This is a genomic window from Mesorhizobium sp. M7D.F.Ca.US.004.03.1.1 (genome assembly GCF_003998635.1).
Lineage (GTDB): Bacteria > Pseudomonadota > Alphaproteobacteria > Rhizobiales > Rhizobiaceae > Mesorhizobium > Mesorhizobium loti.
In genome coordinates this window covers 1-8,101 of the sequence record NZ_RZQG01000186.1, presented here as the reverse complement: position 1 = coordinate 8,101, position 8,101 = coordinate 1, and the positions used below count along the sequence as shown (strand labels likewise).

The window sequence follows — 8,101 nt, the reverse complement described above, 5'->3', positions numbered from 1 at the left end:
GACCACCTCATCCTTGGCGAAGATTTCGGTCTTCTCGAAAGAGCGGACGCCCCAGTCGAGCAGCTTCCGCGCCTCCTCGGCACGTTCCTTGTCGTTGGCCAGTCCGCTCATCGCTGCGATCACCCGCGTGCCGTTGTGGCTGACCGAACCGACGATGCCGAACCCCGAGGCCTCGCTCGCGCCGACCGCCAGGCCATCGGCGCCGATGTCCATCGCCAGCAGCGGATTGCGGTTCCTCTGCGAGATCTTGTTCCAGGTAAAATCCTTCTGGCCGTAATAGCGATAGAAATCCGGATAATCGCGCCACAGGTGCACGGCCAGCTGCGCCAGCTCACGCACGGTAGTCTGCTGGCCATCCGCCGGAAGGCCGGTCGAATTGACGAAAGTCGAGGTCTTGAGGCCGATCTGGCGGGCGCGTTCGGTCATCTGCGCGGCAAAATTGTCTTCGGATCCGGACATGCCTTCGGCGATGATGATGCAGCCGTCATTGGCGGCCTGCACGGTCACGCCCTGGATCAGGTCCTCGAGCCGCATCGATGACTTGAGCTTGGCAAACATCGTCGATGTCCCCGAAGGCGCGCCGCCCTTGCGCCAGGCGTTTTCACTGACCACGAACGTGTCGTCGAGCTTCAGGCGCCCGGACTTGATGGCGTTGAACACCACTTCCATGGTCATCAGCTTGGCCATTGAGGCCGGCGGTATCGGCTTGTCGGCATCCTTCGAAAACAGCACCGTTCCGGTCTCTGCGTCGATCATGAAGACCTGCGCGGCTTTGGTCTCGAAAAGCTGCGCATGGGCCGGACCCTGGGAAAACAGCAGCAGGCCAAAAATTAGAAACCCGGCGAGAGGCGGGAGCAAGCGCAATTGCATGATGTTCGACCCGTTGGCCGGCACGGCCGGCAAGCCCGCGAAAAGTATCAGGCTTTTTACGCGGCGGATCAACCGCGCAGCGGAAATCCGACCTGGCTTGCGCTCAGTTGCGCACAGCCAGCGCATCGGGCGCGCCATGCGACCAGGCTGCCTGCAGCAAATCATCCAGATTGCGGTGGCCATCGGGATAGAGATTGACCGAATACCAGTCCTCTCCCTCGAGTTCCGAGCGCTGGATCTCGATCTTGCCGTATGCGGCAAGCTGAGCGGCAATGCGCTTGGCCTCCGCTGCATCCTCGAATGAACCAGCCGCGACGTAGTCGGTGGACGGACCGGCCGGTGGCGGCTGCCGCTTCCACGATTGAAGCACGTCGGCCGGCGACATGCCGTCGCCACCCAGTGCGGCAAAGGCATTGGAGGCGCGTTCCACCCGCTCGTCCGCATAGGACAGCGAGGCCACGGCAAACGGTGATTGCGGCGGCAGACTGATTTCCGGGCGTTCCGGCACGATCGGGCCGAAATCGGGCAGCGCCAGATCGCCGTAAGCCGGCGTCTGTGCCGACATCACCGGCTGGACCGAGCCTGAATCGGTCAACTGACCCGGAAACGGCACGGCGGCGGCGCCAGCAGGCAGGCTTGGCGAAGGCCCGTTCATGGCGACCATGACGCCGGTCGGCAGCCCGTCCGACGGATCCGGCGCCCTGTTGCCGGGGTGGTAGGAAGCCATCAGATACTGGTCGTCATCGCCGTCGAGCGGTGCACGGCCGACATACTCGACCTTCACTTGAGCGGTGCCGATGTTGGCATAGTCAAGCATCTGGGCTGCGCGCTCCGACACATCGATGATGCGGCCTTCGTGATACGGGCCGCGATCGTTGACGCGAACGATGACCGAACTGCCGGTCTTGAGATTGGTGACGCGGGCATAGCTTGGCAGCGGCATGGTCGGATGCGCCGCCGTCAGATGCGTCATGTCGTAGACTTCGCCATTGGCGGTAAGCCGGCCGTGGAAGGCATCGCCATACCAGGACGCCAGACCGACCTTGGCGTAGCGCTTGTCTTCCTTGGGATAATACCACTTGCCGCGGACCTGATAGGGCTTGCCGAGCTGATCCCTGCCGCCGCCACGTTGCATGCGCCCGTTCCGGGAGAACACACGCGGGCTTGCCTTCACGCCATATTCGGATTCGGAGAAATATTCCTTGGAGCGGGTCTTCTTGTAGACCATCGCTTTGGGCTCAGGTTGCGACGCGCAAGCCGCCAGCAAGGCGGCCGACACGGCCAACAACGCGACTGTAGCAGCGCGACGAAGACGCGGGTGCGTCACAGCCTGCATTTTCCTGATGTCCCCTTCAGTCTCAACTCAAGGCGCCGCATTCAACCATCAGAGGAGCCAAAACACTCACTCGACGAATTCTAACGACGCCTAAAACCCCGATCCTTTGTGCGCAGGAATTGTTTATCACGGTATTAACCGATTGTGGCCGGAACCGGGCAAGATTGTGACGGCGTCACCGTGCCGAGCGCCCTGAAAAGTCACCTCTTTTCGTTCTTCCGCGCTTAGGCAAGGTCGTGCGGCTTGCCACAGAGCGGCTGGCCCCGCTTCCGCCGGGCCATGTCTGCCGGTTGACAGGGCTTTGTCGGGCACACTAGAGCAGTGGACCGCGACAGATGGAGGAATGGCCGAGCGGTTTAAGGCACCGGTCTTGAAATTCGCTCGCTGCCGTACCTCCCCTTCCCGTTCGATGATGTTAAGTCCTTGTCTGTCAAGGCGTTGCGCCACTTGCGGGTGCCCATTGTGCGCGTCTGTCCCGTCTCGTCCCGTAGCGTTGCGTTGCAAAAACCGTAGCAACACGTTCGCTACCTGTTCACCTATTGATTCCGAGGGTTTGCTGCAACTATCGGCAAGGTTCGAGCTTGGCTTCGCAGCTCAGGTCCGATTCGTTCCTCCGATTGATTCCGACTTCGAGAAGCACGCCATGAAGCCACCAACTTACGAACTATATGGCCAGCCTGGTCGGTTGCAAGAAATGCTAGGCATAACGACCGAGATCGGCGCAAAAATTGCCGCGATTGTCACGTTCGGCTCGGCAATCGAGTACCATCTCGAACGCTATATATGGCAAGCGCTTAAGATCGAATACAAAGGTGTCCGACCCAAAACGGACCTGAAGAAGATCACGGATCTCATAGGTATGCTGGAGGGACATGCAGCGGAATTACACTCGGCTGAAGAGCGCGATTTTCTCGAGACATGGTGCACTGCCACCCGCCTGGCATTCGAGATCAGAAACGATATCGTGCACGGCTTGCCGATTAAGTTGGAAAACACCGTTGTCTTTAACCGAAATCCGCGATGGGAAGGCGAGCAGCGCAGGAAGGACTTTACGGACTTTTGGGCCGAAGACTATGCCCTGGATCGCATGAGGGCATTTATGGCAGTCATCGCTCGTATCATCGTGGAGCTTCACGGCGGTCACCTTAAACTATCCCAGATGGCTTCTCAGGCGACTGCTGTTAGAGCTATCCGCCAAGTGAAGCGGACCCTCGAGGAGCTTGCTGACCGATCCTACAATCCGACGTTCGAAAAATATTAAGAAGCGCGCCGCCACCGTGAGTCATCGGGCTTGTAAGGCCTTTGATTTTGATTGCATTGTTTTCTTAGGAAGACCTAATATGGGCAGGCGTTGAAATCGGCATTCTGGGGAGAATGTGCCATGCCTAAGGTTTCGGATCTCTTTTTCAAGACGGCTATCGTGTGGCTCATTCTGGGGATAGGCGCCGGCTTGCAGATGGCCATATCAGGCGATCACGGTGCCTTTCCTGCACATGCACACATTAACCTGCTCGGATGGGTCACAAGTGCAATCTTCGGCGGCTACTACGCCCTTAACCCGGCAAAGGCGGCCAGGAAAATCGCGATGGTCCATTACAGCCTGTACAATGTCGGGCTGGTGGTCATGCTGCCAGCTTTGTATGTGATGCTGCACGGAGGTTATACGGCGATTGAGCCGGTTGTCGCCGTCGGCTCGCTGATCGTGGCTGCTGCCGTGCTGGTATTTGCCTTCGTGGTTTTCTCAGCTGGTAGTGTGCGTTCGGTGTCTGGGTTATCGCCAGCTGCACTCTAAATTCCCGGAGAAGCCCGCGACCGTGAGGTAGCGGGCCAAGGGCGACAGTTTCAGGCTGCGCCGCCTTCCGAAGCCTTGACCGCGTCTTCCAATGCTTCTTCCGGCAGGAACGACCAGAGCAGCGCGTCAATGTCCTCAGTCTGGAGGTCGCCGTATTTGCCGGTGGCGAATTCCTTCAAGAACTCGGCCTTGACCCGGTGTTCCTCCATGGTGGTGCAACGATAGGCGCACACGGCGTTCAGTGCATAGCGTTCAGCGTCGGAGGCCTCGTTGCGTTCGTTGATCGCCTGTTCAAGCCCGACAGCGCTACGCCGTGCGCGCTCTTCCTTGATCAGCCTCTTCAACGTCCGCAGATCGGCCTGCTCGGCCTTACGGAGCGCGGCGGTCGACTGCTTGCTCAAATCGGGCGCCACCTTGGCGAGTGCCGCCAGCTTCTGTTGCTGCTCGGCGTACCGGCGCTTGATGTCGTCGCTCAGATTGGCCTCGACGCTCTCCAGTTCGCTGTAGCGAAGGCTCCGCGACTGGCCGCCGCCAATGGACAAGGGGACGTAGAGTTCGGCGGTCTTGGGCAGATACGCCTCTTCCAGGTCGGTGGCCACATCGATCGCGGAAATGAAGCGGGCATAGGCAGCGTGCTTTGCCTCGATGAGACCTTGTAGTTCACGAGACACGCTAGGGGCCGATGCGTCCCCTGCCCTGGCCTCTTGGCTGGCGACAGCTATGGCAGCCGTGGCAATTGCTGATGACGAGAGAATGGCGCGGCGATTGACATGCTGGTTCATGATTGATGTCCCTGCTTCGATTGTGGGGGGTGTTGCCCGCTCGCCAATGGTCACCGAGTCGTGGCGCTGAAGCGACCCAAAGAGACGGCGAAGCTGGGGAAAGCCTCGTGAGTTGGTCATCATAGTTTCTCTCCGGTAAACGAACGTAAGTCGGCAAGGGCGACTTGGCTGCTTAGAATGGGCATGCCTTCGGCGGCAGCTCGAACAGATGTGTTCGGCATGGCGGTATCTCCCAAACGGTTCTAGTTATCGAAACTTGTTTACTATGTCCGGTAACCTAAATCCGGGTTAGGGCATTGTCAACTGGTTTCTAGGTATGGTAACTAGAAAAAATAGTTTGAGAGGGAAAATGCTGACCACGGGGAACCAGTTGAAAGCAGCGCGGGCGCTTGCGAGCATTGAGCAAAAGGAGCTTGCGGAGTTGGTAGGCGTGAACGTGAACACAATCCGCAGCATGGAGGCAGCCGGTGCCGGCCCTATCGCCGGCCGCTCGCAAAATGTTCAGGCTGTCCAACGCGCTTTGGAGGGCCGAGGCGTCGAATTCTTGAACCACGGCAGGCCTGGTGTTCAGTTGCAGGCGCCATCGCAAATGAGCAGGCCGGGATGACCCGCCTATCTATCGCCGAAGAGCTTGAGAGCGCTGCCGACCGCATTGCGGATATGTCGCGGCCAGATTTGCAGATCATCCTTCGGCGGGCCGCCCTGATGCTCCGGAATGTGTCTGGCGTGCCGCTGGAGCCTCCAATCGAAGACGCGCTGAACTCCATAGCCGCAGAGATGAAGATGAGCCGTCCAGACCTCATCGCGACTATCTTGCGGGACTGGCTGGAGACTAACGCCTACCTGCCGGTCCATGAGTTTGACGACGACACGACAACGGATGGGCGTGCGTGATGCTCCATCGTCACATTGCGCCACTGACGTCAGTCAAGTATTAGCTGACTAGACAACAAAGGGACCAATCAGCATATGACCGATCAAACTGAAAACCGCAGCTCTGAGCTTATCGAGTTTACGGCGGATATTGTTTCTGCCTACGTAAGCAATAACCCATTACCAGTTGCGGGGCTGTCGGACCTGATCGCTTCAGTTCATTTGTCCCTGACGGGCGTTGGCGGACCGGTAGCAGCGGCCGCAGCGTCGCAAACCCCGGCGGTCAACCCGAAGAAGTCGGTGACGCCGGACTTCATTATCTGCCTCGAAGACGGCAAGAAGTTCAAATCCCTGAAGCGGCATCTTAGCACGGACTTCGGCCTGACACCGGACGCCTATCGCGCCAAATGGAACTTGCCGCCCGACTACCCTATGACAGCTCCGAATTACGCCGCTCAGCGCTCGCAATTGGCGAAGTCCATCGGGCTTGGTCGCAAGGCTGAACCCGTCGCACCAGCCAAGAAGGCACCTGCGAAGCGGAAAGCCAAAGCGTAGTCGGCCACCACATGACGCAACGGGAAGACTCAGCTATGTCTGGAGAGCGGCGGACCTGAAGAGGACCGTCTGGCCGGCGCCATTCGGGCAACCTCCCAGCGAGGGCGCCGGCCTTTTTCCTCCTGAAATCGTCAAGCGCGCCATTGCGGGGGCGAAGCTTGCGCGCGATGCGGCGCCGGGAAGGTTCGCGTCTGCCGCCCATTGCCGCAATGGCAATGAGTACACCTTTCGGCGGTAGCCCTTAATTCGGATGCGCGTTGGCTCTTGCATTAGAGTGAGCGCATACTTCGGATCAGCCAGCACAGCGCCTCCTCGAAAGCCAAGACTGGTCAGGCCCAGCGGCCACCGCTGCTCGTCCCCACTACGACCCAACCGCTGGGCCGCCCCGGTAAAAAATCCGCTCCCGTCAGCGCTTCACCTTCGGCGTGATCTCCTCGATCTGCGCCCTAACTCCGTCCTGGACCATCGCTTGTTCAAGCGACTCGGCCTCCGCCTGGTCCTTGGTGGTCAGGACAGTGCGCCAGTGCGGCTTGTCGAAGACGCTGACGATGTAAGTTGTGGCGGGCTTGTCGGTCATCTCTTTCCCCTTGGAAAAGGCGAAAGCCCGCGCCTCTGGCGGAGAACGCGGGCCGATCAGAGTTACCCCCGATCTTCAGCAGGCAATGGAGGGCACCGCCCGCTGCCAAGCACAAACTTTCAGACACAGCTAATGTTCCGTCAAGCCATCCGATCGAAAGTCGGTTTCCATCCGCGGTGGCGCCTACCCAGCCGTGGGCGGTCTAACCGGCCCCGTGGTGTGCCACTGGATGAACGCGACTTCCTTCCCCGTCACGTCCCGCACGGCCTTCAACAGCACCTCATGCAAGACACGCGTAGCCCGGTAGTGGTCGCAGTGTGGCGATATGAACGGCTTCACGATGCTGAGGTGCAGCGCTTCTGCTGCCACCAGAAAGCGCTCGATTTCAGCCTGCGATAATTGCTTTGACGGTTTCGACCTAGCCATTGCGACACCTTTTGAGAGTCGCCCCACCTAAGAACAAAAAAGGAACATTTTGCTTGATCGTCAAGCCCAGCCGTGGAATCTTTATGTATGAGTGACGAGCCTCTGAAGCTTCCCGAAGGCATCCCAGCAGCGACGCGTGACCGCGCCAGCGTGCTGGGCCACACATGCGAACACGAGGGTTGCGGCAAGGTCGCAGGATGGGGCTTCGCCCGGCCGCGAAAGGAATCTCACTGGTTCTGCTATGAGCACCGCGGCGACGGTGATCGCTACCTCTAGACGTCGAACAGGTCAGTCGGCCCCAAGCCGATCTCGTCAATGATGTCGGGCGTGTTGTTGCGCGGGCTACCGACCTTGGTGTCAATCGGCCACATCTTCATCAGTTCGGATGGATAGGGCTTCATGAGGTCGCGCGGATCTGGCTCCGGCCCGAGCCAGCGCATGAAATCCGATGGCGTCAGGATGACCGGCATGCGGTCGTGGATAGTCGCCATCAGATCATTTGGCTCGCACGTCACCACTGCAAAAGTCCGGATGAGTTCGCCTGTCGTCTTGTCGGCATATTCTTCCCAGATGCCAGCCAGGGCGAACGGATCGCCGGACTTCATAGCGATGGCATATGGCTGCTTTTTCTTGCCGGATGGATCGAGCTTCTGCCACTCAAAGTAGCCATCTATCGGCACAAGGCAGCGACGCGATACATAGGCCTTCCGAAACAACCCGTTGCTTGCGATGGTTTCGCAGCGAGCGTTGACTGGTGGCGGGCGCCCGCCACCGTCTCGAGCCCAGCCAGGCACTAGCCCCCATCGCGCTGAAACGAAGCCGGCTATGCTGGTGGAAAGCTCTTCGCGGATGATGATTGGATAATTCAGGCTGGGCGCACCGTTCCAGAT

The 8,101-nt window shown here is 59.4% G+C and carries 11 protein-coding genes; 5 read left to right on the top strand and 6 right to left on the bottom strand.

The genetic code is table 11. From position 1 onward, the window contains the following. Positions 1 to 870, bottom strand: an 870-nt coding sequence (locus EN935_RS13325; protein WP_164771114.1) for a D-alanyl-D-alanine carboxypeptidase family protein, incomplete at its 3' end; no start/stop codon positions are given. 103 nt (positions 871 to 973) lie between these two features. After that, positions 974 to 2,206 carry a septal ring lytic transglycosylase RlpA family protein gene (locus tag EN935_RS13320; protein WP_127265075.1) on the bottom strand — a complete coding sequence of 411 codons (1,233 nt, stop codon included), beginning with the start codon at positions 2,204 to 2,206 and terminating at the stop codon, positions 974 to 976. A gap of 643 nt (positions 2,207 to 2,849) precedes the next feature. Here EN935_RS13320 and EN935_RS13315 point away from each other — a divergent pair. Together EN935_RS13315 and EN935_RS13310 are read left to right on the top strand one after the other, a co-directional pair. After that, entirely contained in the window at positions 2,850 to 3,467 is a 618-nt protein-coding gene (locus EN935_RS13315) for a hypothetical protein (RefSeq protein ID WP_127265074.1), read from the top strand. A 120-nt stretch (positions 3,468 to 3,587) separates the two neighbouring features. Then, positions 3,588 to 3,998: a hypothetical protein gene (locus EN935_RS13310; protein WP_127265073.1), complete on the top strand. Its 411-nt coding sequence runs from the start codon at positions 3,588 to 3,590 to the stop codon at positions 3,996 to 3,998. Positions 3,999 to 4,048: 50 nt separating this feature from the next. On the opposite strand, the gene EN935_RS13305 is transcribed toward EN935_RS13310, so the two are convergent. Next, positions 4,049 to 4,834, bottom strand: a complete 786-nt coding sequence (locus EN935_RS13305; RefSeq protein WP_164771113.1) for a hypothetical protein — start codon at positions 4,832 to 4,834, stop codon at positions 4,049 to 4,051. A 549-nt stretch (positions 4,835 to 5,383) separates the two neighbouring features. Here EN935_RS13305 and EN935_RS13295 point away from each other — a divergent pair. Beyond that, positions 5,384 to 5,674 (top strand): hypothetical protein, encoded by a 291-nt coding sequence (locus tag EN935_RS13295; RefSeq protein WP_127265071.1) that lies wholly within the window; start codon positions 5,384 to 5,386, stop codon positions 5,672 to 5,674. Between the two features lie 75 nt (positions 5,675 to 5,749). Beyond that, the gene (locus tag EN935_RS13290) at positions 5,750 to 6,208 is read left to right on the top strand and encodes a MucR family transcriptional regulator (RefSeq protein ID WP_127373368.1); all 459 of its coding nucleotides are present in this window, start codon (positions 5,750 to 5,752) and stop codon (positions 6,206 to 6,208) included. A gap of 406 nt (positions 6,209 to 6,614) precedes the next feature. Here EN935_RS13290 and EN935_RS40785 read toward each other — a convergent pair whose 3' ends face one another. Together EN935_RS40785 and EN935_RS42015 are read right to left on the bottom strand one after the other, a co-directional pair. Continuing rightward, positions 6,615 to 6,785, bottom strand: coding sequence for a hypothetical protein (locus EN935_RS40785; RefSeq protein WP_164757583.1), 171 nt, complete (start codon positions 6,783 to 6,785; stop codon positions 6,615 to 6,617). A 183-nt stretch (positions 6,786 to 6,968) separates the two neighbouring features. Then, positions 6,969 to 7,211, bottom strand: a complete 243-nt coding sequence (locus EN935_RS42015) for a hypothetical protein (protein WP_127262953.1) — start codon at positions 7,209 to 7,211, stop codon at positions 6,969 to 6,971. Between the two features lie 87 nt (positions 7,212 to 7,298). Here EN935_RS42015 and EN935_RS13280 point away from each other — a divergent pair, with 87 nt between their 5' ends. Continuing rightward, complete coding sequence (locus EN935_RS13280; RefSeq protein WP_127262954.1) at positions 7,299 to 7,487, top strand: hypothetical protein; 189 nt, start codon at positions 7,299 to 7,301, stop codon at positions 7,485 to 7,487. On the opposite strand, the gene EN935_RS13275 is transcribed toward EN935_RS13280, so the two are convergent. Continuing rightward, entirely contained in the window at positions 7,484 to 8,101 is a 618-nt protein-coding gene (locus tag EN935_RS13275; RefSeq protein ID WP_245488933.1) for an SOS response-associated peptidase, read from the bottom strand. The two genes, EN935_RS13280 and EN935_RS13275, sit on opposite strands and share 4 nt — an antisense overlap.

Coding starts and splice junctions, on each gene's coding strand:
- EN935_RS13310 (WP_127265073.1), top strand. CDS start 3,588: ATGCCTAAGGTTTCGGATCTCTTTTTCAAGACGGCTATCGTGTGGCTC.
- EN935_RS13320 (WP_127265075.1), bottom strand. CDS start 2,206: ATGCAGGCTGTGACGCACCCGCGTCTTCGTCGCGCTGCTACAGTCGCG.
- EN935_RS42015 (WP_127262953.1), bottom strand. CDS start 7,211: ATGGCTAGGTCGAAACCGTCAAAGCAATTATCGCAGGCTGAAATCGAG.
- EN935_RS13315 (WP_127265074.1), top strand. CDS start 2,850: ATGAAGCCACCAACTTACGAACTATATGGCCAGCCTGGTCGGTTGCAA.
- EN935_RS13290 (WP_127373368.1), top strand. CDS start 5,750: ATGACCGATCAAACTGAAAACCGCAGCTCTGAGCTTATCGAGTTTACG.
- EN935_RS13280 (WP_127262954.1), top strand. CDS start 7,299: ATGAGTGACGAGCCTCTGAAGCTTCCCGAAGGCATCCCAGCAGCGACG.
- EN935_RS40785 (WP_164757583.1), bottom strand. CDS start 6,785: ATGACCGACAAGCCCGCCACAACTTACATCGTCAGCGTCTTCGACAAG.
- EN935_RS13295 (WP_127265071.1), top strand. CDS start 5,384: ATGACCCGCCTATCTATCGCCGAAGAGCTTGAGAGCGCTGCCGACCGC.